General features: G+C 60.6%; 21 protein-coding genes and 1 pseudogene. 11 read left to right on the top strand and 11 right to left on the bottom strand.

Annotation, left to right across the window (positions count from 1 at the left end; all coding sequences use genetic code 11):
• The first annotated feature begins 142 nt into the window (after positions 1–142).
• The 3 genes from ACA066_RS19720 (at position 143) to hemB (ending at position 2,936) form a co-directional block, all read left to right on the top strand.
• Positions 143–841 carry a glutathione S-transferase family protein gene (locus tag ACA066_RS19720; RefSeq protein ID WP_497696282.1) on the top strand — a complete coding sequence of 233 codons (699 nt, stop codon included), beginning with the start codon at positions 143–145 and terminating at the stop codon, positions 839–841.
• Positions 842–874: 33 nt separating this feature from the next.
• Positions 875–1,717, top strand: a complete 843-nt coding sequence (locus ACA066_RS19715) for a PhzF family phenazine biosynthesis protein (RefSeq protein ID WP_497696281.1) — start codon at positions 875–877, stop codon at positions 1,715–1,717.
• Positions 1,718–1,961: 244 nt separating this feature from the next.
• Entirely contained in the window at positions 1,962–2,936 is a 975-nt protein-coding gene (hemB, locus tag ACA066_RS19710; protein ID WP_497696280.1) for a porphobilinogen synthase, read from the top strand.
• 120 nt (positions 2,937–3,056) lie between these two features.
• On the opposite strand, the gene ACA066_RS19705 is transcribed toward hemB, so the two are convergent.
• Positions 3,057–4,592, bottom strand: a complete 1,536-nt coding sequence (locus ACA066_RS19705; protein WP_497696279.1) for an FAD-dependent oxidoreductase — start codon at positions 4,590–4,592, stop codon at positions 3,057–3,059.
• A 211-nt stretch (positions 4,593–4,803) separates the two neighbouring features.
• Here ACA066_RS19705 and ACA066_RS19700 point away from each other — a divergent pair, with 211 nt between their 5' ends.
• A complete protein-coding gene (locus ACA066_RS19700; RefSeq protein ID WP_497696278.1) occupies positions 4,804–5,898 on the top strand; it encodes a DUF1615 domain-containing protein in 1,095 nt (364 codons plus the stop codon).
• A 254-nt stretch (positions 5,899–6,152) separates the two neighbouring features.
• On the opposite strand, the pseudogene ACA066_RS19695 reads toward ACA066_RS19700, so the two are convergent.
• The 4 genes and pseudogenes from ACA066_RS19695 to ACA066_RS19680 all read right to left on the bottom strand — a co-directional run.
• A pseudogene (locus ACA066_RS19695) lies at positions 6,153–6,389 on the bottom strand (phage infection protein); the annotation flags it as partial.
• 149 nt (positions 6,390–6,538) lie between these two features.
• Positions 6,539–7,258, bottom strand: a complete 720-nt coding sequence (locus ACA066_RS19690; RefSeq protein WP_497696277.1) for an anti-sigma factor — start codon at positions 7,256–7,258, stop codon at positions 6,539–6,541.
• Positions 7,255–7,776, bottom strand: coding sequence for a sigma-70 family RNA polymerase sigma factor (locus ACA066_RS19685; RefSeq protein ID WP_497696276.1), 522 nt, complete (start codon positions 7,774–7,776; stop codon positions 7,255–7,257). The genes ACA066_RS19690 and ACA066_RS19685 overlap by 4 nt, the downstream gene beginning before the upstream one ends.
• A gap of 169 nt (positions 7,777–7,945) precedes the next feature.
• Positions 7,946–8,467: a DUF3455 domain-containing protein gene (locus tag ACA066_RS19680; protein ID WP_497696275.1), complete on the bottom strand. Its 522-nt coding sequence runs from the start codon at positions 8,465–8,467 to the stop codon at positions 7,946–7,948.
• A 157-nt stretch (positions 8,468–8,624) separates the two neighbouring features.
• On the opposite strand from ACA066_RS19680, the gene ACA066_RS19675 reads away from it, so the two are divergent.
• Entirely contained in the window at positions 8,625–9,248 is a 624-nt protein-coding gene (locus ACA066_RS19675) for a glutathione S-transferase N-terminal domain-containing protein (RefSeq protein ID WP_497696274.1), read from the top strand.
• Positions 9,249–9,363: 115 nt separating this feature from the next.
• Here ACA066_RS19675 and ACA066_RS19670 read toward each other — a convergent pair whose 3' ends face one another.
• Positions 9,364–9,804: a CBS domain-containing protein gene (locus ACA066_RS19670; protein ID WP_034149924.1), complete on the bottom strand. Its 441-nt coding sequence runs from the start codon at positions 9,802–9,804 to the stop codon at positions 9,364–9,366.
• A 243-nt stretch (positions 9,805–10,047) separates the two neighbouring features.
• Here ACA066_RS19670 and ACA066_RS19665 point away from each other — a divergent pair, with 243 nt between their 5' ends.
• Positions 10,048–12,408, top strand: a complete 2,361-nt coding sequence (locus tag ACA066_RS19665; protein ID WP_497696273.1) for a DNA polymerase II — start codon at positions 10,048–10,050, stop codon at positions 12,406–12,408.
• Here the strand turns inward: ACA066_RS19665 and ACA066_RS19660 are convergent.
• Both ACA066_RS19660 and ACA066_RS19655 read right to left on the bottom strand, forming a co-directional pair.
• Complete coding sequence (locus ACA066_RS19660; RefSeq protein ID WP_497696272.1) at positions 12,373–12,843, bottom strand: DUF1810 domain-containing protein; 471 nt, start codon at positions 12,841–12,843, stop codon at positions 12,373–12,375. The genes ACA066_RS19665 and ACA066_RS19660 overlap by 36 nt on opposite strands.
• Before the next feature lie 29 nt (positions 12,844–12,872).
• Positions 12,873–13,694, bottom strand: a complete 822-nt coding sequence (locus tag ACA066_RS19655; RefSeq protein ID WP_497696271.1) for an aldo/keto reductase — start codon at positions 13,692–13,694, stop codon at positions 12,873–12,875.
• A 223-nt stretch (positions 13,695–13,917) separates the two neighbouring features.
• Between ACA066_RS19655 and ACA066_RS19650 the strand changes: the two genes are divergently transcribed.
• Together ACA066_RS19650 and ACA066_RS19645 are read left to right on the top strand one after the other, a co-directional pair.
• Complete coding sequence (locus ACA066_RS19650; RefSeq protein WP_497696270.1) at positions 13,918–14,667, top strand: hypothetical protein; 750 nt, start codon at positions 13,918–13,920, stop codon at positions 14,665–14,667.
• A gap of 235 nt (positions 14,668–14,902) precedes the next feature.
• Entirely contained in the window at positions 14,903–15,688 is a 786-nt protein-coding gene (locus ACA066_RS19645; protein WP_497696269.1) for a sulfite exporter TauE/SafE family protein, read from the top strand.
• A gap of 19 nt (positions 15,689–15,707) precedes the next feature.
• Here ACA066_RS19645 and ACA066_RS19640 read toward each other — a convergent pair whose 3' ends face one another.
• Positions 15,708–16,076: a VOC family protein gene (locus ACA066_RS19640; protein WP_497696268.1), complete on the bottom strand. Its 369-nt coding sequence runs from the start codon at positions 16,074–16,076 to the stop codon at positions 15,708–15,710.
• Between the two features lie 181 nt (positions 16,077–16,257).
• Between ACA066_RS19640 and ACA066_RS19635 the strand changes: the two genes are divergently transcribed.
• Both ACA066_RS19635 and ACA066_RS19630 read left to right on the top strand, forming a co-directional pair.
• Positions 16,258–16,797 carry a DUF4174 domain-containing protein gene (locus ACA066_RS19635; RefSeq protein ID WP_497696267.1) on the top strand — a complete coding sequence of 180 codons (540 nt, stop codon included), beginning with the start codon at positions 16,258–16,260 and terminating at the stop codon, positions 16,795–16,797.
• 574 nt (positions 16,798–17,371) lie between these two features.
• The gene (locus ACA066_RS19630; protein ID WP_497696266.1) at positions 17,372–17,734 is read left to right on the top strand and encodes a DUF6124 family protein; all 363 of its coding nucleotides are present in this window, start codon (positions 17,372–17,374) and stop codon (positions 17,732–17,734) included.
• A gap of 117 nt (positions 17,735–17,851) precedes the next feature.
• Here the strand turns inward: ACA066_RS19630 and ampC are convergent, their stop codons facing one another.
• Entirely contained in the window at positions 17,852–19,018 is a 1,167-nt protein-coding gene (gene ampC, locus ACA066_RS19625) for a class C beta-lactamase (RefSeq protein ID WP_497696265.1), read from the bottom strand.
• Positions 19,019–19,177: 159 nt separating this feature from the next.
• On the opposite strand from ampC, the gene ACA066_RS19620 reads away from it, so the two are divergent.
• On the top strand, positions 19,178–20,056 hold the full coding sequence (locus ACA066_RS19620) for a LysR family transcriptional regulator (protein WP_497696264.1): 879 nt from the start codon (positions 19,178–19,180) through the stop codon (positions 20,054–20,056).
• A gap of 133 nt (positions 20,057–20,189) precedes the next feature.
• Here the strand turns inward: ACA066_RS19620 and gudD are convergent, their stop codons facing one another.
• Positions 20,190–21,533 carry a glucarate dehydratase gene (gudD, locus tag ACA066_RS19615; protein ID WP_497696263.1) on the bottom strand — a complete coding sequence of 448 codons (1,344 nt, stop codon included), beginning with the start codon at positions 21,531–21,533 and terminating at the stop codon, positions 20,190–20,192.

The raw sequence follows: 21,533 nt of genomic DNA, 5'->3' as shown, positions 1-21,533 counted from the left end.
ATGGACACGATACACGGGGCGGCCCCGCAGAAGGCTGCAATGCATTGATCTTGCTAATCATCAATATCGATACGCCAGACATCGCACCCTTCGGCTGCTCACACTATGATCGTCTCTCTCAATCTCTTCGTGGATCCTTCTCATGACCGATCTGTCTGCGTTCCCCATCACCCGGAAATGGCCGGCCCAATACCCCGAGTGGATTCAGCTCTACTCCTTGCCGACCCCCAACGGCGTCAAGGTGTCGATCATGCTCGAAGAGATCGGGCTGCCCTACGAACCGCATCGTGTGGGCTTCGATACCAACGACCAGCTGTCTCCCGAGTTTCTCTCGCTGAACCCCAACAACAAGATCCCGGCCATCCTCGACCCCCACGGTCCTGACGACAAGCCGCTGCCGCTGTTCGAGTCCGGGGCGATTCTGATCTACCTCGCGGACAAGAGCGGGCAATTGCTGGCCCAGGAATCGGCGGCACGTTACGAGACGATCCAGTGGCTGATGTTCCAGATGGGGGGTATCGGACCCATGTTTGGCCAGGTCGGTTTTTTCAACAAATTCGGCGGCAAGGATTACGAAGACAAACGGCCCCGGGAACGCTACGTCGAGGAAAGCCGACGGCTGTTGAAAGTGCTCGATGGACGCCTGCAAGGACGCCACTGGATCATGGGCGAGCGCTACACCATCGCCGACATCGCGACATTCCCGTGGGTGCGCAACCTGATCGGTTTCTATGAGGCGGGCGATCTGGTGGGCATCAAGGATTTCCCGAACGTAACGCGGGTGCTGGAGCGCTTCCTCGCACGGCCGGCGGTGATGCGCGGGCTGGAAATTCCCAAATAGGATGTTTCGATTTCATCAGGACCAGGGCAGGCCATGCATTCATTCGATTTCAAACAAGTAGATGTCTTCAGCCGCGTCGCGCTCAAGGGCAATCCGTTGGCCGTGGTGTTCGGCGCGGACAAGCTCAGCGATGAGCGCATGGCGGCATTCGCCACGTGGACCAACCTCAGTGAAACCACGTTCATCATTGAGCCGCAGGATCCCCGGGCCGATTACCGGGTCCGGATTTTCACCACCCTGAACGAGTTGCCGTTCGCCGGTCACCCGACGCTGGGCACTTGTCATGCCTGGCTCGAAGCCGGTGGCGTGCCCAAGGGCGAGGAGATCATTCAGGAGTGCGGCGTCGGCCTGGTGCGGGTGCGCCGACAAGGGGCGGAGCTGGCTTTTCTCGCACCGCCACTGCTCAAGACCGGGCCGGTTGAGGCTGATGTGATGGAGCGCGTCCGGCGCGGGCTCAGGCTGGAACCGGGCGCCATTGTGCGGGCGCAGTGGGTTGATAACGGCGCGGGCTGGCTGGCGGTGATGGTCGAGGATCGCCAGCAGGTGCTGGACCTGCAACCGGATCACGCGCACATGCTCGGTCTCGCGGTCGGCGTGATCGCGCCGTGGCATCCGGAGCGCGACGGCGATGATGCACAGTTCGAAGTGCGCGCATTCATCTCCGGCGACGGCATGCCGGAAGACCCCGCCACCGGCAGCCTGAATGCCGGGATCGCCCAGTGGTTGCTCGGCGAGGGGCTGGCGCCGGCGTCCTACGTGGTCAGCCAGGGCCTGACGATGGGCCGCGCCGGGCGTATTCAGGTCGAGAAAATCGACGATGAGATCTGGATTGGTGGTTCCGTCGTGACCTGTATCTCCGGAACCCTGACGCTGTAAAACCTGTGGGAGCGAGACCGGCTTGCCGGCGATGAGGCCGGATCATCCAGCATCTATGTTGACTGACCCACCGCCATCGCCGGCAAGCCGGTCTCGCTCCCACAGTGTTTTGTGGTGGATGCGGGAATTGTTGCCAAACAGGCAAGGGTTTTTCCTCTTCCACGGTTTGTAACTGACAGCTCACAGGGCATAAGCTTTCGACCCCTTACGACTTTCGTCTCGTCCTCCGATTTCAGGAACCCCCATGTCCAGCCAGTTCCCCGAAGCACGTCCACGCCGTCTGCGCCGCAATGCGAGCCTGCGCAGCCTGTTCCAGGAAACCGAGTTCACCCTGAACGACCTGGTGCTGCCGATTTTCGTCGAGGAAGAAATCGACGACTTCGTGCCGATCAAGAGCATGCCCGGCGTGATGCGAATTCCGGAATCGAAACTGGCCGGCGAGATCGAGCGTTATGCCCGGGCCGGGATCAAGTCGGTGATGACCTTCGGCGTGTCGCATCACCTGGACAGCAGCGGCAGCGACACCTGGAACGACAATGGCCTGGTCTCGCGCATGTCGCGCATCGCCAAGGACGCAGTGCCGGACATGATCGTGATGTCCGACACCTGCTTCTGTGAGTACACCAATCACGGTCACTGCGGCGTGCTGCACAACCACGAAGTCGACAACGACCAGACCCTGATCAACCTCGGTAAGCAAGCCGTCGCGGCGGCCCGTGCCGGTGCCGATGTGATTGCGCCGTCGGCGGCCATGGACGGGCAGGTCCAGGCGATTCGCCGGGCGCTGGATGACGCCGGCTTCACCCAGACCGCGATCATGGCCTACTCGACCAAATTCGCCTCGGCGCTCTACGGCCCGTTCCGTGAAGCCGGCGGCAGCGCGCTCAAGGGCGACCGCAAAAGCTATCAGATGAACCCGATGAACCGCCGCGAAGCGGTGCGTGAGTCGCTGATGGACGAACAGGAAGGCGCCGACGCGCTGATGGTCAAACCGGCCGGCGCGTACCTGGACATCATCCGCGACATCCGCGAAGTCTCGCGCCTGCCGCTGTCGGCGTATCAGGTGAGCGGCGAGTACGCGATGATCAAGTTCGGCGCACAGGCGGGGGCGATCGATGAAGACCGCGTGGTACGCGAGAGCCTTGGGGCGATCAAGCGGGCGGGGGCGGATTTGATCTTTACCTACTTTGCGATGGACCTGGCCCTGGCCGGGATCTAAAAACACACACAAAACCCCTGTGGGAGCGAGCCTGCTCGCGATAGCGGTGGTCCAGTCAACTCTAGTGTCGTCTGACCTACTGCTATCGCGAGCAGGCTCGCCCACATTTGAACTGTGTTTTCAGTGAGCACCAAAAAACGGCCGAATCCCGCGATCCCGAAAATACCGCTCGATCACTTTCGGGTCCGAGCACGTCTCGGCAATCGCCACATAGGTATCCGGCCGCAACAGATAAAACCCGTTGCGCCCCAGGCCCGCCGCTTCAAACGCCGGTCGCCAGTCAAACACATGCAACGGCAAGTGATGTTCGTGGCACCAGGCGATCATTTCGTCGCTGGTGTCGCCGTACACATGCACCTGCCAGCTCAGGCGCTTCAGCGGCCCGAAATTATCCCCTTCACCGTCGTGCGCCCAGGGCAGTCGGTCACCGCCATGCACGTGTCCGGCAACGCCGGTGCTCAATGGCATCCCGCGATAATTGAGGGTGATCTGCGACACCGTGCGGAACAGGAATTCGCGGGAGGTCTCGAACGAGGCCATTTTCGGCAGCAGGAACGGCGCCAGACGGGTGCGCAACAAATCGGCAACGCGGCCTTCGGCGGTGACGAAGCTGAACACTCGGTCGGTGGTGGCGACCAGTTTGCGGGCAAACGCGATGCGTTCGGTTTCATAGGTGTCGAGCAAATGCGGCGCGGCACCGCCGCTCAACACGGCGGCGAGTTTCCACGCGAGGTTGATGGCATCGCCAATCCCGGTGTTCATGCCCTGGCCGCCCGCGGGGCTGTGGACGTGGGCCGCGTCGCCTAATAGAAATGCGCGGCCGCTGCGAAAGTGATCAGCCACCCGATGATGCACGCGGTAGGTCGAGAACCAGTTCACCTGTTCGATCTGCACCTTCAGATGCTCGATGGCCCGGCTGCTGACGTCTTCAAACTGCAGGGTTTCCGCGTGCTCGGCGCGTTCGTCGCGCACCGTTCCGATCAGCCGCGCGCGGCCTTCGCCGGCCAATGGAAACACCGCGAGAAAGTCCGCCTCATCGAGATCCACGTGCAGTTCGCCATTGAACGTCGGCCCGCTGGCCTGCACGTCGGCCACGTAGAAAATCTGCTGGTAGGTGCCGCCGGGAAATTCGGTGTCGAGGGTTTTGCGCACCCTCGAGCGGGCGCCGTCGCATCCAGCGAGGTAACAGGCCTGACAGGTTTCCTGCTGACCGTCGGGTAAGCGCAGACGTGCGGTAATGCCGTCGCCGGTTTCCTCGAAACTCTCCAGCTCGGTGTTGCGTTCGACACGTATGCCAAAGGCTTCCAGGCGTTCGATCAGCAACCGCTCGTGCTCGTCCTGAGGAAATATTTCGAGGAATGCATAAGGCGTCAATCCCTCGCCAACCCGGCTCAATGGCAAGCGTGCCACCGGTTCGCCCTTGACCCAGAAGTTGGCCGCTGCCACGCGATGACCGCCCTTTATCACGGCGTCGCTGAGGTCGAGCTGGTGATACAACTCCAGCGTCCGCGCCTGCACCGCCAGCGCCCGTGAAGTGGTGCCGGGTGCCGAGGTCTTGTCGAGAATCCGCACGCGGATCCCCAGTTTGCTCAGCCACAGTGCGAGCACCAGCCCGGTGGGGCCGGCACCGATGATCAGTACGTCGCTACGGTTCATGCGCCTGTCCTCTTCGATGCGTCGACCCCAGTATGGTCCAGACAAAGAGGGCTGGCAGCCGGACCGCCCGACGGGAAAAAGCCCCGCAGCCTCGCAAGTCCGGCAGCGGCTACGCACGATGTCGGGAACAGGGGCGTGCCGTTAGAGTCATAGCCTGCGCCATGACATTGATCGTATGGTTAACCCGATTCAACGGATTTGATGGAGCACCATGCAAGCCAATCGATTGATCATGAGTGTCGCGGCACTGTTGGTGCTGGCCGGTTGCGCAACTCCGCGCACGCAGGAAACTGCGCCTCGCCCACCCGCGGAGGTCAAGGCCGAGATCGTGCGCCTGCTGCCGGCCAAAACGGTGGATCGCCAAGGTTGGGCCACGGACATTTATGCGGCTTTTGCTGCGCAGAATATTTATCCATCTACGCAAAACCTGTGTTCCGTACTGGCGGTCACCGAGCAGGAGTCGACCTTTCAGGTGGACCCGCCGGTGCCGGGCCTGGGCAAGATCGCCCGGGATGAAATCGACCGGCGTGCTGCCAAAGTTCACATTCCCGCTCTGCTGGTGAGCGGTGCGCTGCAGGTGCGTTCGAGCAATGGCAAAAGCTATAGCGACCGGCTGAATGCTGCGCGCAGCGAAAAAGAGCTCAGCGCGATCTTCGACAATTTCATCGGTATGGTGCCCATGGGGCGGACGCTGTTCGGCGGCTTCAACCCGGTGCACACCGGCGGCCCGATGCAGGTCAGTATCGACTTCGCCGAACAGCAGGCGCGCAATTATCCGTATCCGGTGGACGGCACGATTCGGCATGAAGTGTTCAGTCGTCGCGGCGGCATGTATTTCGGCATCGCCCATTTGCTGGGTTATCCGGTGAGCTACAAACAGCCGCTGTACCGTTTCGCCGATTTCAATGCCGGTTGGTACGCGAGCCGCAATGCCGCGTTTCAGAACGCTGTGAGCCGTGCTTCGGGTATTGCGCTGGCGCTGGACGGCGATCTGGTGCGCTACGACTCGATCATGCCCGGCGCCACGGAGCTGGCCGTGCGTACCCTCGGCAAGCGCTTGGGCATGCGCAATCCGACCATCAGGGATCACCTGGAGAAGGGCAAGAGCCTCGAGTTCGAGGACACCCGGTTGTATCAACGGGTCTTTGAGCTGGCCGAACAGGCTGAAGGCCGCTCTTTGCCGCGTGCGGTTCTACCGGGGATCGTGCTGCAGAGTCCGAAAATCACCCGCAAACTCACGACGGCGTGGTTTGCCAAGCGGGTTGGTGAACGTTATCAGCGCTGCATGGCGCGAGCGGGGAAGTGACCGGTCTCGACAACCCATAAAAAAACCCGGCTGAATGGGCTAGTGCCGATCAGTTAGGCGAAAGCTGCCCCCTGTAGGAGCGAGCTTGCTCGCGATGGACGTTAACGATAACGCGTATTTTCTGGATAAACGCGTCGCCTTGAAGTCCATCGCGAGCAAGCTCGCTCCTACAAATCTGCTTAACTGACCGGCATTAGGCTGATTGGGCCGGGTTTTTTGTCGAGTCCTGCGGTAAAGCCATTGATTCACACTGCACGGCTTTCGATCAGGCGATCGGAACCACCTTCGGCAACGCGATTCTCGATCAGACGATCCGAACCACCTTCGGCAACGCGATTTTCGATCAAGCGATCGGAACCACCTTCAGCCACACGACTTTCAATAAGACGATCCGAGCCGCCTTCAGCGACAACCGGGTGAGCAGAGGAAGCGGCAAACGCGTTAACTGCAAAAACCGAGAAAGCGATGCTGAGGAAGAGTTGGCGTTTCATGAGGGTGTGCTCCGGGGTGTTATTGGTTGGTATGGATGCAATGTTACGCCCCGGAATTTTTATGAGAACTTCATTGACGTGATGGTGAACATCGACGGCAATGATGAATCGGGTGACTGACCTTGCGTGGATGTGATCGGCGGTCGGGATCAGAACACCTTCACCGCTCGACCGATGAACTGAATCGGCCCGGTGGGCTTGCCGATCGGCGAGCCGTTGGGGTTCTCCAGGGTCAGCTCGAATAGCTGGTCAGGCTCCAGCGGTGGCAGTTTGTCCAGCGGAATCGACAGCGTTTGCCCCGGTTTTACCAACCCCAGCGACACCGGCCCCTGCCAGCCTTCGGCCTTGGTCCAGAATTCCAGCGCCTTGTCCGCCGGAACCTGCGCGACGCCCAGCGGGATCAACTGGATTTCTCTGGGATTGCTGGCCTGAATCACCCAGCCCGGTGCCTTGTCTTGAGGCGCGACCAGCACCACCAGATAGGTCGGTTTGCCCGTCGTCTGCGTCAGCATCAGCGCACCGAGCAGCAACGTGGCCGCCAGTCCTGCACCGGCGAGCCCGCGCCACAGGGGTAGCAAGTTCCACCACGATGGCTGCTCGACCACTGGCGTCGCCGGTTGCTGGCTCGACGCGTTGACACTGCGCTCGATGCGTTGCCACAGATGGGACGATGGCGTTCGGGGCTCGGCGAGCTCAGTCAGGCCCAACAAGCGACGCTCCCAGGTATCAACCGCTGTGCGCAGTTCGGCATCGTCGTGCAGGCATTGTTGAACCTCGATGCGCCGCTCTGACGACAGTGTGCCGAGCACATACTCGCTGGCCAGTTCGTCGAGTTGATCCGGGGTTTCATCCGCAGGTCGGTTGCTCATCCCATGCACTCCCGTAATGCCGTCAGGCTCCTTTTGATCCAGGCTTTGACGGTGCCCAGCGGGGTGCCGAGTTTGTGAGAGATTTCAGCGTGGGAGTAACCGTCGACGTAGGCGTGCAGGATGCACGTGCGCCGCGCCGGTTCCAATTGCTCCAGGCACAGATGGATGCGTGAGGAGTGGGCCTGGGCATCAAAGGTTTCAGCGTCATTGTGCACGTCGATATCGCCCTGAATCTCGCGGTGGTTGTCGCGGATGAAGTTGAGTGCCAGATGTCGGGTCACGCTGAATATCCAGCCCCGGGCCGAACCCCGCGCCGGATCGAAACGGGCGGCGCCGGCCCAGATCTTGAGGAACGCATCGTGGACGATGTCTTCGGCCAGCGCGGTGTCACGCACCAGACGACTGGCGACGCCGAGCAGCCGCGGACTTTCCTGCACGTACAAATCCCGCAGCGCCTGACGCTCACCGCGCGCGCAGGCGGCCAAATGGGCTTCGTAGTCGAAAATGGGTTCGGGCAAGGACACAGATCTCAGCCGTTATGTGGGGCATACCGCATGCAATCTAGCAAACAATCCAGATCCCTGTAGGAACCGGCTTGCTGGCGATGGTGTGTCAGCCACCCCAAGGTCGACTGACACACCATCGCCAGCAAGCCGGCTCCTACAGGGAGTGCGTCGGGCCCGAGGTTTAGCTGGCCGCCCAGAAAATATAGTCCGCCTGATACTTCACCACTTCCTGCTTGCCCTTGTTGGCCGCCGTGCACTCGGCGCTGGGGGCGACCCCACCCTTGAGGGCCACGCGCTGGATGTAGCTCACACCGCTCATCGCGCCTTTGCCCTCGGCCGGATTGGCCTTGACCAGTTGATAGGGAAGGTTGCCCGGACTTGACGGTGCGACGGCCAGTTGGGTGCCGGTCACCTTAGAGCCATCCTTCGCCTGCCAGGTGGCCGGCGGGCCGAAGTAAGTGCCGACCTGTTTGCCACTGCGATCATTGAGCACCGCTTTGGGTCCGACAAAAAACCACTCGGTCTGGCCGGCCGCGTTGACCTTGTCGCGGCACTCATAGGTAATCTCGCCGACCCCGGTCGTTTCCATGGCGACCTTGTGCCCGTCCGGAACCTTGATGCTGTCCGGCAGACTGGTTTGGGCAAACGCCGCCGGGATGGCGGCAAACACACCGGCAAGGCAGATCAGTTGTCTGGCGTTCATGAATATCTCTCCGAAAATGAGTAGTTCGCTGCGCAGCAACGGTGCTGCTACAGGTACTACCCGTCGGAAAGCGCTTTGGATGCAGCGGTAAAAAAAGAAATTTTCCAGCATCGTCAGCGTCAGCTGCTAAAAAGAGAGCATCGCAATGGAGGTGTTTATGTACCAGCTCTACGGACACAAGAACTCCGGCGCAGCCGCAATAGAAGCCGCGCTCGAACTGTGCGAAATTGCGTACCGTTTCATCGACGTCGAGGCGACGCCGGAGGCCGCCCACGCCCTGGAGAAACTCAACCCGCTGAAGCAGATCCCGACCTTGCAACTGCCCGACGGCAGCATTCTCACCGAAAGTGCGGCGATCCTGATCCATCTCGGGCTCACGTTTCCCAAGTCGAAACTGCTGCCGCAAGACGCCGCCGAGCGCGATCAGGCCATCCGTGGCATGGCGTATATCGTCAGCAATTGTTATGCGGCGATCGGCATCATCGACTATCCCGAGCGCTGGCTGGCCGTGGCGGACAAGCCCTCCAGAGACAACCTCATGGCCGGCGCTCGCGAACGACTGCACTGGAGTTGGGAGGTGTTCGCCGATCAGTTCTCGGGCGAGTTGTATCTGGGCGATGAGCCGCCCGGCGCGCTGGATGTGCTGGCGGCGGTGATCACGCGCTGGGCGGGCAGCCGGGAACATTTGCGCAGCGCCCGCCCCGGTTTTTTCGCCTGGCTGGAGCGAATCGACCGGCACCCGACTCTGGCACCGGTCTTTGCGCGACATTGGCCATCCTGAACACCGCATTCCCCTGTAGGAGCGAGGCTTGCCCGCGATGAGGCCAGGTCATCCAACATTTGTGTTGACTGACCCACCGCCATCGCGAGCAAGCTCGCTCCTACAGGGGCTCGCATTACTCGCCGCGAATGTACTGCTCCAACTGACGAATCAGTTCAGCCTGTTCAGCGATGGCTTCCTTGACCAGGTCGCCGATCGACAACAACCCGATCAGCTTGCCGTTCTCCACCACCGGCAGGTGGCGCAGGCGTCTGTCGGACATGATGCCCAGGCACGTATCGACGGTTTGATGGGTGTCCACGGTGATCACCGGGGACACCATGATGTCGCGCACCGGCGTGCCCACCGAAGAACGGCCGTGCAGCACCAGTTTGCGCGCGTAGTCCCGTTCACTGATGATGCCCAGCACTTCTTCATTCTCTACCACCAGCAAGGCACCGACGTTCTTCTCGGCCATCTTCATCAGTGCTTCCAGCACCATGTGATCGGGCTTGATCTGATGCACTTCCTGATTTTTCTGATCTTTCAACTTGAGCAGTTGGGCGACGGTTTTCATGATGGCTTCTCGGGTGTTGTCGTTGTTCTTGAAGAATCGTAGACGCAAGCGCTGAGGGCAAGGCAGAAAGCGGCAGATAACGCGCAAAAAACGTCATTCAGCGGTTTTTCTTCAAATAACTCACAAAACGCGCGCAACACTGTGGGAGCGAGCCGGCTCCCACAGGGGGGCTCTACATCACGAGCGCTATCGCCTGCGATGACGCGTAGAATTGCCACCTGAATCGGATTTGAGGTTGCAGTGGTGGATTTACAGCGGGGCTTCGTCCTGACCCGGCATTGGCGCGATACCCCGGCCGGTACGGAAGTCGAGTTCTGGCTGGCGACCGAGACCGGTCCCCGGCGTATCCGCCTGCCGCATCAACCGTCGGTGGCGTTCATCCCGGCTGAACAGCGCGAGCAGGCCGAGGCGGTGTTGCACGGCGAAAAAAACGTCGAGCTCAAACCCTTGGCTCTGCAGGATTTCGAGCATCGCCCGGTGCTAGGCCTGTATTGCCAGCAACACGGGCAACTGATGCGTCTGGAAACCGCGCTGCGCAAGGCCGGTGTCGAGACGTTCGAAGCCGACGTGCGCCCACCGGAACGCTACATGATGGAGCGCTTCATCACGGCGCCGGTGATCTTCGGTGGCACACCGAATCCCGAAGGCCTGCTGCTCGACGCGCAGATGAAACCCGATCCCGACTATCGGCCAACGCTCAGGCTGGTGTCCCTGGACATCGAAACCACCGCGCAAGGCGATCTGTATTCCATTGCCCTGGAGGGCTGCGGCGAGCGCCAGGTCTACATGCTCGGCCCGCCGAATGGCGTCGACAGCGAGGTGGATTTCCAGCTCGAATACTGCGATTCCCGAACCCTGCTGCTGAAAAAACTCAACGAATGGTTCGCCCGCCACGATCCGGACGCGATCATCGGCTGGAACGTCGTGCAGTTCGATTTGCGCGTGCTGCACGAACACGCACGACGGCTGGCGGTGCCGCTGAAACTGGGGCGGGGCGGCGAAGAAATGCAGTGGCGCGAACACGGCAGCCGCAACCATTACTTCGCCTCGGCCGCCGGGCGATTGATCATCGATGGCATTGAATCCCTGCGCTCGGCGACCTGGAGTTTTCCCTCGTTCAGCCTGGAAAACGTCGCGCAAACCCTGCTCGGCGAAGGCAAGGCGATCAGTACGCCGTATCAGCGCATGGACGAAATCAACCGCATGTTCGCCGAGGACAAACCGGCCCTGGCCACCTACAACCTCAAGGACTGCGAACTGGTCACACGGATTTTCGCCAAAACCCAATTGCTCACGTTCCTGCTCGAGCGGGCCAGCGTCACCGGATTACCGGCGGATCGCAGCGGTGGTTCGGTAGCGGCGTTCACGCACCTGTACATGCCATTGATGCATCGGCAGGGTTTCGTCGCGCCCAACCTTGGGACCAAGCCGGCGCAGGCCAGCCCCGGCGGATTTGTCATGGACTCGCAGCCGGGTCTGTACGAATCGGTGCTGGTGCTCGACTACAAAAGCCTCTATCCGTCGATCATTCGCACCTTCCTCATCGACCCGGTCGGGTTGATCGAAGGCTTGCGCCATCCTGACGACAGCGAGTCCGTGCCGGGTTTTCGCGGTGCGCGTTTTTCCAGAACCCGGCATTGCCTGCCGGCCATCGTCGCTCGGGTCGCCGAGGGCCGCGAAACCGCCAAGCGCGAACACAATGCGCCGCTGTCCCAGGCGCTGAAGATCATCATGAACGCCTTCTACGGCGTGCTCGGTTCCAGCGGCTGCCGCTTCTTCGATACGCGTCTGGCCTCGTCGATCACGTTGCGTGGGCACGAAATCATGTTGCGCACCCGGCAACTGATTGAAGCCCAGGGGCACACGGTGATCTACGGCGACACCGACTCGACATTCGTCTGGCTGCGCCGCGCCCACGGTCAGCAGGAAGCGGCGCAGATCGGCCGCGCGCTGGTGGACCACGTCAATCAATGGTGGCGCGAGCATGTCCAGCAGGAATACGGGCTGGAAAGCGCGCTGGAGTTGCAGTTCGAAACCCACTACAAACGGTTTCTGATGCCGACCATTCGTGGCGCCGAAGAGGGCAGCAAGAAGCGTTATGCCGGGCTGGTCACACGTGACGACGGCTCTGACGAGATGGTCTACAAGGGGCTGGAAACCGTGCGCACCGACTGGTCGCTGCTGGCCCGGCAATTCCAGCAAGAGCTGTACACGCGGATCTTCCATCGCCAGCCGTATCAGGATTATGTGCGCGAGTACGTGCGCAAAACCCTGGCGGGCGAGTTCGACGATCGCCTGATCTACCGCAAGCGCCTGCGCCGCACCCTGGATGACTACGAGCGCAACGTACCCCCGCATGTTCGCGCGGCGCGGATCGCCGACGACTACAACGATCAGCAGGGTCGGCCGCGGCAATACCAGAACGGCGGCTGGATCAGCTACGTGATCACCGTCGCCGGGCCCGAGCCGCTGGAGATCCGCAGTGCGCCCATCGATTACGACCATTACGTCACCCGGCAGCTGCAGCCGGTGGCCGATGCGATCCTGCCGTTCGTGGACGACGATTTCTCAACCCTGATTGGGGGGCAGCTGGGCCTGTTTTGAGTCCAGCAGCGTTAATGTCCACGCGTCCGGGATTCCGTGGAAGTACTGGTCCAGCGCTTGTTGAAACGGGCTGTCATCCGGGGCGATCTGGGCGAACAGGGTCATCGACGAATGGAATTTAAGGTCGTCCGGATGGCCAAAAATCTCCGCGATGGAGCGCTGCGGGATGTTCAGCACCAATTGTGCGCAAGTTCGCAGTCGGGACCCCAGCAATGCATGTTCCAGATAGGCTGAGGCCTCTTCGCTCGAGTGAATGGCATATCGTTGCGACATTTCGCTGCCGCCCAGGCCGATGAATTGCGGAAAGATGAACCACATCCAGTGACTGCGCTTTCGTCCTGTGCCGAGTTCGTTTTTCACTCGCTCAAACACCGGCTCCTGCGCCTGGATAAAGCGCTGCAGGTTGAAGGCGTCGAGCTGATCGGTGCTTCTCATGAGAAGCCCTCTGACAAAACCGCGATGGCTCAGACCATGGCCAGTCGCTGTTTGCGTTGTGGCGCGCGAAACGCTTGGTCCAGCGCCTCCAGATCCCCGGCATCAAGCCGTAATTGGGCGGCTTGCGCATTCAGATGCACGTGTTCAGGCCGAACCGCTTTGGGAATGGCGATTACACCATCCTGTCGCAGAATCCATGCCAGCGCTACCTGCGCCGGTGTCACGCCGTGACGGGCGGCCACCTGGTTGAGTGTCGGGTGGGCCAGCAACGTCCCGCCCTGGCCAATGGGACAGTACGCCATCAATGGCTGCCGATGCTGTTGGCTCCACGGCAGTAAATCAAATTCTATGCCGCGTTCTTCCAGGTTGTAGAGCACTTGATTGGTGGCGCATGCCGGCGAGGCCAGTTCCTGCAGGTCATCCACATCGAAATTGGACACGCCCCAACGGCCGATCTTGCCGTCTTCGCGCAAGCGTTCGAAGGCGTCGACGGTTTCTTCAAGCGGATACTGGCCCCGCCAGTGCAACAGGTACAAGTCGATGTAGTCGGTGTTCAAGCGGCGCAGGCTGCGCTCGCAGGCCTGGGGTATGCCTTTGCGGCCGGCGTTATGCGGATAGACCTTGCTGACGAGAAACACCTTGTCGCGCAGGCCGGCGATCGCTTCGCCCACCACGTCTTCGGCGCCACCTTCGGCATACATCTCCGCGGTATCGATCAGGGTCATGCCCAGCTCGATGCCCAGGCGCAGCGCGGCGACTTCTTCAGCGTGTCGAGCGTGATCTTCACCCATGCGCCAGGTGCCCTGGCCAATGACCGGTACGTTGACGCCGGCCAGTTCGAGGGTCCGCATGAAAACCTCCTTAATGTCATTCAGTCGATACTTCGGTTGGCAGCAGAATAGCCCATGGGTTCCGTCCATCTGTAGCCGCTGCCTGCGAGCGCGATTCACCTGAAACACCACCTTGCCAGCACTTACGGACTGCCGGCACTGCACTTTTTCGCAATCCACGGCTCTATCCTTGGCCAGCCTGCGGCGATCCCCACTGCCGGCCCATGCCCAAGTCCAAGCCCCCATGGCCCGAGTTTTACCCCTCACCGCTGTGCACCTCCGCCGCCACTGCCTGCTGCTCGCCGTCCTGTCGATGCTGTTCACGACCGGTTGCAGCCAGCAGCAAGGCCGGGAAATCGTCAGCCAGTTTCGCGAAGGCCAGCCCCAGGAATTCCTCCAGACCAGCGTCGACCGCATGGCCACCCTGGCAATGCGCGACAACCTCGACAGCCTCTACCTGCTGATGAGCAAGCTCTACCTGCGCAACCCGCAGGAGCTGAGTAAATCCGGTTTCCTCGACGTCCGCACCGCCGGTAAACAGGTGCGCATGGCCATCGAACAGCAACAACCGCTGCCGACCCTGGGGGGCAAGAAGGATCTGGCGGCGCTGAGCTACGCCATGAGTCCGGAGTTCCTCGGCGACCGGGTCGGTGCCTTCATCTATGCCATCGGCAGCATGCTGGTCACCGCTCACGGCAACCGGCTCGAGTTCTACATGACCGATGCGATCAACCCGACCTTCGTCAACAACGCCGCGCGTAACATCGAGAAAGCCACCTGGATCCTCAGCCAGCGGCAGAACAAAAACGGCGAACCCTTGCTGTTCTCCAACGAGATCTCGGAGGAGGGCAGCAACCTGAGTTTCGCCGTGGAGTTCGGCAAGATCGTCGCGCGCCTGGACCTGCTGACCCAGATGCTGGACGAGCGCTACCGACGGATCGGCCTGAATTACGCGCAGAGTCTGCTGTTCCTCAATTTCCTGCCTGTGCAGTGATCCCTAATTTTGGAGCGAACCTTTGTGGCGAGGGAGCTTGCTCCCGCTGGGCTGCGTAGCGGCCCCTTTTGTGAGTGCTGCGCACTCAAGCGGGAGCAAGCTCCCTCGCCACAAAGGCTTGCTCCCACAAAGTGCGTGTTAGGGAATAACGATAGACCCTATCGATATAAGTGGTTATAAGAAAAATCGCTATGCTGCGGGCCAGATTTTTTATGCGTTTTCAGTGGGCGTGTTAATGGATTTCGTTAACTTCGGGTTGGTGGTTGCAGGTTTGGTGGTGGGTTTCATCGTCGGCATGACCGGCGTAGGCGGCGGCTCATTGATGACGCCGATCCTGCTGTGGTTCGGGATCAATCCGGCCACCGCGGTGGGCACGGACCTTTTGTACGCCGCCATCACCAAATCCAGTGGTGTGCTGGTGCATCGCAAGAACAAGAACATTGACTGGGCGATTACCGGTTGGCTCACCCTCGGCAGTGTGCCGGCGGTGGCGCTGACGCTGTGGTTCCTGAGCAGTTTGCAAACCTCCCCCGACGCGATGAACGCCATCATCAAACAGGCGCTGGGTTTTGTGCTGTTTGCCACGGCACTGGCGATTTTCTTCAAGAAACGCTTGCTCGACTTTGCCCACAAACGAGCGGGCGGCGAGTACAACCCAAGCGGCCAGCGCTTGAATGTGCTGACCGTGATCACCGGCCTGATCCTCGGCACCATGGTGGCCCTGACCTCCATTGGTGCAGGCGCCCTGGGCACCGTGGCGTTGTTCATCCTCTATCCGCTGCTGCCGACCCGCCGTCTGGTCGGCACGGAAATCGCCCACGCCGTGCCGCTGACCCTGGTCGCCGGTCTTGGCCATGCCAGCATGGGCAATATGGATTGGCATGTGCTGGGCTTTTTGCTGATCGGTTCGCTGCCGGGCATTTACCTGGGCAGTCACCTGACGGGCCGTATCTCCGATGAAGTATTGCGTCCTTGCCTGGCCACGATGCTGGTGCTGATCGGCTACAAACTGGCGTTCTGATGTTTGCCTCTGGCGTCAGTCATTCACGGGTGAAAATCTCCAGCAGATGCCCGTCCGGGTCATCGAAATACACACGCTTTCCACCCCCATAGTCATTGATCTCTTCGGGACGCTGCTTGCCCGGATCAGCCCACCACGGTTGCTTCCTGGCTTGCAGGCGCGCGAAGGCCGCATCGAAATCGTCGTCGCCGATCAGGAACGCATAGTGCTGGGAGGCTATCGGCGGGTCATTGTCGTAGTAATCCAGCGACACGCCGTTGTCGAACCTGACAATCAGCATCGGCCCGAAGGGCTCGGGGGCGGGCAGGCCGAGGAGGTCTGCCAGGTAGTTGGCCGATGTCTGCTTGTCGCGACACCAGACGATGGTGTGGTTCAGCTGAGCGCTCATCGAGAAATCCTCACGGCGGATCAGGTGGTTTCTGTATGAGCTATGAGATTAGTCCAGCCTGTTGCGCAATGACCGCCCTGACCTAAGCTTGGGTCAAGGCGAGAGACAATTGCGGTGCGTCACCCGGAACGAACGCCGCGATGCGCAATCATTAGAGCGTGGATATCAAAAGGAGATGCGCATGCTCATCAGGTCATTGACCCTGACAACCCTGCTGGCGATTGCCGGCCCCTTGCTCGCCGCCGATGGCGACTCACCGCTGGACATGGACAAGGGCAGGTCCCGGCCGTTGATTGTCATCGCTCCAAGCACGGTCGATCCTGCGTGGGTCAGCCTGAAAAAGTCGCTGGATGAGCCGGCCAATCGCAAAGAATTCACCGACCGGAACATGGTCCTGTACACCGTGCTCAATTTGATGGGCCAGCGCGAAGGCAAAGACCTGGGGCCACAAGACACAGCGGCGCTGATCCGTTCGCTCAAGTTGGGGGCCGGCGCGAAGACCAAGGTGATTCTGGTCGGCAAGGACGGCGAAAAGAAACTCGAGCAATCGGATGCGGTTGATCTCAAGACGATTTTCAGTGCCGTCGACCAATTACCGCCCACCGAGAAAGAAGCCACGGTGCCCACGCCGCCGCCGGTCACTGAAGCCGAACCGGCCAAGGGTGCGAAAGGGACCAAACCGGCGAAGCCCGCCAAGCCACCGGAAATGCCGGATGACTGAGTTGTAAAGAATTCTTTAGGCGTTACGACTTCCCTGTGGGAGCGAGCCTGCTCGCGAAGAGGACCTGTCAGTCGATATCAATGTCGACTGACAGACCGCTTTCGCGAGCAGGCTCGCTCCCACAGGTTTTGCGTCACCGCCGCCAAACCGGAAAACAACGTCAGACGTTTCCGCAATTTACGCTGGAAAGGCTCTTTCAGAAGTCTCCTATGTCAGACGTATTACTGGCTTGCCACACCTGTTTAACCGCGTTTGGTTTTACTTCTTGTAAGCCACACGACCTTGCGCCGTTGCCTACAGTTACGCCAGACTCCGCCGGCTTGTGCAGCCTGACCACGGGTTTTATCGTTGACCGGCCACTGCTCATCAGTGGTCGGGTTTAGCAGCCTGCGGCTATCGTTGCACGTGCATCCATCGAACAGGTGTTTTTATGCCTGCGGTTTGATGGTGGCTGTACGTAGGGCACCTTCGGGTGCGCCGGCTTTGCAACGTTCCCCGGTCTGCTAACCTGCGTGCAGCTGCCACCCTTTTCGTTTAGCAGCGAAGGGGTAGGCACCAATAGGGAATGTTGTTTATGCCGAAAGTAACTCCTAACCCCCCGAATGCGGACAACGAATCTCCGCACCAAAGCCCCCATAAAGATAAGCCCGACGCCGCCACCGACCGTGACGTCGATGGCGCTCACTTCTCCTGCGCCGACATCAAAGCCATCCCGCGCACGCCCTGCTCGATGTACATCGTCAACCCTGAAGTTGATGTGCAAACCCTGCTTGGCTCTGCGAGCGAGTCGCTGGCATCCGCCAGCGTCATCATCATGGATGTCGCAGACCGGGAGACGGGCACTAGTCGCAACTCCCTGCTGGGCGTTGCTGAAATCATCATGCTGGCGGAAATAAAAGTGAACCGCGCACTGGACCAACTCGACCCCATTGAGTAGCCGGCAACAGCAGTTAAAACACGCTCGAATTCGTGGGTTCAATACCGACGCGCAAACGAAAATGGGCGACCTCAAGAGGTCACCCATTTTTGTTCACATCAATCGGGTTGTTTTCGGTTAGGGAGCCAACGCGCTCAGAATCGAGTGGGCGATTTTGACCCGCTCGGGGTTCGGATAGTTTTTGTTGGCCAGGATCACGATGCCGATATCCTTCGACGGCACATACGCCACGTAAGCACCGAAGCCACCGGTTGAACCGGTTTTGTTGAGCAGCGCATTGTCCGGTTGAGCCTGCGGCGGGTTCAGCCATTGGACTTTATGTGCCTCCATCGCCATCTGTGATGAGTTGCCGGCGAGCAGTTTGTCGAGGCTGATCGGGTAGCTGTAAAACTCCCAACCCAAGCCCTGGGTCATCTCGCCAACCTTGTAATAGCCGGTATGCGTCGTGGCGATGGCTTGCTGCATCGGCGCCTCAAGGCCCGACGGCTTCATGTTCGCTTCGACGTAGCGAAGCAGATCCGAGGCGCTGGTTTTCACGCCATACGCCTGCGAATCCAGTGCCCCCGGTTCAACCCTTACAGGCTTGTCATCCTTGCTGTAACCCTGAGCGTAAAGCGCCATTTGGGCAGGCGGCACCTTCAGGAAGGTGTGCTGCAGCCCGAGCTTCGGCAGCAAGGTTTTTTCCATCAGTGCATCAAACGGCTGGCCCATGCTGTGGGCCGCGAGATAACCGAACAGCCCCAGGCTCGGGTTCGAATATTGCCGATGGCTGCCAGCGGCGTAGACCGGTTTCCACTGTTTGAAATAGCCGAGCATCTTGTCCGGCGCATCGGCATCGCTCGGGAATTGCAGCGGCAGGCCACCGGCAGTGTAGGTGCCCAGTTGCAGCACGCTGACGTGATCGAATGCACTGCCCCGCAACGTCGGCAGGATGTGGCTGGCCGTGTCGGACAGGGACAGTTTGCCGCTGGCCTGGGCGTAGGCGGCGAGGGTGGCGGTATAGGTTTTGCTCACCGAGCCGATCTCGAACAGGGTGTCTTCGGTGACAGCGGTTCCGGTTTTCTTCGAGGCTACGCCGTAGTTAAAGTAATGCGGCTTGCCATCCACCGTGATCGCGACGGCCATGCCGGGAATGTTCTGTTGCTGCATGATCGGGACAACCGCGGCATTCACCACCGCTTCGATCTGCGCGTCAGTCTGACTTCCGGCAACGCAGTAACCTGCACCAAGGAGCAGTCCGAAAGCGCTGCAGGATAAGACCTTGCCGAGTTTTGAGTTATGCATGATTGAGCTGCTGTCCATAAGATTTGAGGATTAAACCCGCTACACTCCGAGCGGTTTGCACATCGGTCCGCCGATGAGCGTGCCAAATCTAGTCACTTTGCCGGCCATCGACAAACGACGTTATTTCGGATGAGCCATTAGAAAAACTTGGGAGTTGGCATGATCCGCCCGCAATTACCGCTTAACGCACTGCGCGCCTTCGAGGCTTCTGCACGCCACCTGAGTTTCACACGGGCAGCGGTAGAGTTGTGCGTCACGCAGGCTGCGGTGAGCCATCAGGTCAAAAGCCTGGAAGCCCAGCTCAACGTCACGCTGTTCAAACGCTTGCCCCGCGGCTTGATGCTGACCAGTGAAGGGGAAACCTTGCTGCCGGTGCTGCGAGAGTCCTTCGACCGCATCGCCGAAACCCTCGAGCGTTTCGAGGGCGGGCATTTTCGTGAAGTGCTGACCGTGGGCGCGGTGGGAACGTTTGCGGTGGGCTGGTTGTTGCCGCGATTGGCCGACTTCCAGGCGAAACATCCGTTCATAGATTTGCGCCTGTCGACCCACAACAATCGGGTGGACGTGGCGGCTGAAGGGCTGGATTACGCGATTCGCTTTGGGGCGGGTGCGTGGCACGGGATTGAAGCGGTGCGCTTGATCGAGGCGCCATTGTCGGTGCTGTGCGTACCGGAGATTGCCCGGCAACTGCGCACGCCGGACGATCTGTTGCAGCAAACGCTGCTGCGTTCCTATCGCACGGATGAGTGGCCCGAATGGTTTCAGGCCACCGGCTTTCCTGCCCATACCGCGCCGCGCCGAAGCATCGTCTTCGATTCCTCGCTGGCGATGATGGAGGCGGCGCTGCAAGGAATGGGCGTGGCATTGGCACCACCGCTGATGTTCGCCCGACAACTGGCAACGGGTGCCATCGAGCAACCGTTCGCCATCGGCATCACCACTGGCAGCTACTGGCTGACCCGCTTGCAGTCGCGTGCCGAGACATCGGCGATGGCGGCGTTCAAGGGGTGGTTGCTGAATGCGGCGCAGGTGGATTGATGAACTCCACGTACCCCTGTAGGAGCAGAGCTTGCTCGCGAAAGCGGTCTCTCAGTCACGTTGATGCAAGATTTGCCGCCGCCTTCGCGAGCAAGCTCTGCTCCTACAGGGATTTGCGGCGTTCATCTAATTGTTAGCGCACCAGACACGGCCGCTTGTTATCAAACTTCCACCCCGGAATCAGAAACTGCATCGCCACGCTGTCGTCCCGCGCGCCCAGCCCCATGCCTTTGTACAGCTCATGGGCCTTGGCCAGTTGATCCATATCCAGCTCGACGCCCAGTCCCGGCTTCTTCGGGACCTGCACGCAACCGTCGACGATTTGCAGCGGGGCTTTGGTCAGGCGCTGGCCGTCCTGCCAGATCCAGTGGGTGTCGATGGCCGTGATTTCGCCCGGTGCGGCAGCCGCGACGTGGGTGAACATCGCCAGGGAAATGTCGAAGTGGTTGTTGGAATGCGAGCCCCAGGTCAGGCCCCATTCGTGGCACATCTGCGCCACGCGAACCGAGCCCTGCAGGGTCCAGAAATGCGGGTCGGCCAGCGGAATATCGACTGATTGCAACTGGATCGCGTGGCCCATTTCCCGCCAGTCGGTGGCGATCATGTTGGTCGCGGTTTTCAGGCCCGTGGCGCGGCGGAACTCAGCCATGACTTCCCGGCCCGAATAACCGTTTTCCGCACCGCACGGGTCCTCGGCGTAGGCCAGAACATGATGCTGATCCCGGCACAAACGAATCGCTTCTTTCAGCGACCAGGCGCCATTCGGATCGAGGGTGATGCGCGCATCAGGGAAGCGCTCGGCCAGCGCGGTGACCGCTTCGATTTCTTCGTCGCCACTGAGCACGCCGCCCTTGAGTTTGAAATCCTTGAAGCCGTATTGGGCGTGGGCGGCCTCCGCCAGGCGCACCACGGCGTCGGCGGTCATGGCTTTCTCGTGACGTACGCGGAACCAGTCGTTATCGGCGTCCGGTTCGCTGCGATAGGCCAGGTCAGTCTGGTGACGATCACCGACATAAAACAGATAACCGAGCATCTTCACTTCATCGCGCTGCTGGCCTTCGCCGAGCAGGGCGGCGACCGGCACGTCCAGATGCTGACCGAGCAAGTCGAGCAACGCCGCTTCCAGGCCGGTGACGGCATGGATGGTGATGCGCAGGTCGAACGTCTGCAAACCGCGGCCGCCGGCATCGCGGTCAGCGAAGGTCTGGCGCACCTGATTGAGGATCTTCTGGTACGTGCCGATCGGGCTGCCGACCACCAGGCTGCGCGCATCTTCCAGCGTCTGGCGAATACGCTCGCCGCCGGGCACTTCGCCGACGCCAGTGTGGCCGGCGTTGTCCTTCAGGATCACGATGTTGCGGGTGAAAAACGGACCGTGTGCGCCGCTCAGGTTGAGCAACATGCCGTCGTGACCGGCCACCGGAACCACCTGCATGCTGGTGATGATCGGGGCTTTTGCGGTGTCTTGTGCGTTCAT

Source organism: Pseudomonas sp. LBUM1651, from assembly GCF_059716135.1.
Note: the sequence above shows the minus strand (reverse complement) of the source record. Positions and strands in the feature narration are given on the sequence as shown.

Bases quoted from the DNA above. Each gene is read 5' to 3' on its own strand.
- ACA066_RS19720 (WP_497696282.1), top strand. From the start codon at position 143: ATGACCGATCTGTCTGCGTTCCCCATCACCCGGAAATGGCCGGCCCAA.
- ACA066_RS19715 (WP_497696281.1), top strand. From the start codon at position 875: ATGCATTCATTCGATTTCAAACAAGTAGATGTCTTCAGCCGCGTCGCG.
- hemB (WP_497696280.1), top strand. From the start codon at position 1,962: ATGTCCAGCCAGTTCCCCGAAGCACGTCCACGCCGTCTGCGCCGCAAT.
- ACA066_RS19705 (WP_497696279.1), bottom strand. From the start codon at position 4,592: ATGAACCGTAGCGACGTACTGATCATCGGTGCCGGCCCCACCGGGCTG.
- ACA066_RS19700 (WP_497696278.1), top strand. From the start codon at position 4,804: ATGCAAGCCAATCGATTGATCATGAGTGTCGCGGCACTGTTGGTGCTG.
- ACA066_RS19690 (WP_497696277.1), bottom strand. From the start codon at position 7,258: ATGAGCAACCGACCTGCGGATGAAACCCCGGATCAACTCGACGAACTG.
- ACA066_RS19680 (WP_497696275.1), bottom strand. From the start codon at position 8,467: ATGAACGCCAGACAACTGATCTGCCTTGCCGGTGTGTTTGCCGCCATC.
- ACA066_RS19675 (WP_497696274.1), top strand. From the start codon at position 8,625: ATGTACCAGCTCTACGGACACAAGAACTCCGGCGCAGCCGCAATAGAA.
- ACA066_RS19670 (WP_034149924.1), bottom strand. From the start codon at position 9,804: ATGAAAACCGTCGCCCAACTGCTCAAGTTGAAAGATCAGAAAAATCAG.
- ACA066_RS19660 (WP_497696272.1), bottom strand. From the start codon at position 12,843: ATGAGAAGCACCGATCAGCTCGACGCCTTCAACCTGCAGCGCTTTATC.
- ACA066_RS19655 (WP_497696271.1), bottom strand. From the start codon at position 13,694: ATGCGGACCCTCGAACTGGCCGGCGTCAACGTACCGGTCATTGGCCAG.
- ACA066_RS19650 (WP_497696270.1), top strand. From the start codon at position 13,918: ATGGCCCGAGTTTTACCCCTCACCGCTGTGCACCTCCGCCGCCACTGC.
- ACA066_RS19645 (WP_497696269.1), top strand. From the start codon at position 14,903: ATGGATTTCGTTAACTTCGGGTTGGTGGTTGCAGGTTTGGTGGTGGGT.
- ACA066_RS19640 (WP_497696268.1), bottom strand. From the start codon at position 16,076: ATGAGCGCTCAGCTGAACCACACCATCGTCTGGTGTCGCGACAAGCAG.
- ACA066_RS19635 (WP_497696267.1), top strand. From the start codon at position 16,258: ATGCTCATCAGGTCATTGACCCTGACAACCCTGCTGGCGATTGCCGGC.
- ACA066_RS19630 (WP_497696266.1), top strand. From the start codon at position 17,372: ATGCCGAAAGTAACTCCTAACCCCCCGAATGCGGACAACGAATCTCCG.
- ampC (WP_497696265.1), bottom strand. From the start codon at position 19,018: ATGCATAACTCAAAACTCGGCAAGGTCTTATCCTGCAGCGCTTTCGGA.
- ACA066_RS19620 (WP_497696264.1), top strand. From the start codon at position 19,178: ATGATCCGCCCGCAATTACCGCTTAACGCACTGCGCGCCTTCGAGGCT.
- gudD (WP_497696263.1), bottom strand. From the start codon at position 21,533: ATGAACGCACAAGACACCGCAAAAGCCCCGATCATCACCAGCATGCAG.